Raw genomic sequence first — 240 nt, forward strand, 5'->3', positions numbered from 1 at the left:
GTGAAAAAGATACCTTAGGCCTTTATTTAACTGGCCATCCTATAAACCAGTATCGACGAGAGCTTGGGCATTACACCTCAGGCCGACTCATTGATTTGCAGCCCACTAACCGTGATGTAGTATCCACTGGTGCGGGCTTGGTGATTGCAGCGAGAACCTTAATTAATAAAAAAGGAAATCGTTGGGGGCTGATAACTTTAGATGACAAAAGCGCCCGAATTGATGTACGCTTGTTTCCAG

1 protein-coding gene is annotated in these 240 nt (G+C 45.0%); it reads left to right on the forward strand.

All coding sequences use genetic code 11. The features are described from left to right. Positions 1–240 (forward strand): hypothetical protein (locus SB765_RS33260; protein WP_410932984.1); only part of this gene is annotated, 240 nt, incomplete at both ends.

This window comes from Pseudomonas sp. SIMBA_067, from assembly GCF_046534675.1.
Taxonomy (GTDB): domain Bacteria; phylum Pseudomonadota; class Gammaproteobacteria; order Pseudomonadales; family Pseudomonadaceae; genus Aquipseudomonas; species Aquipseudomonas putida.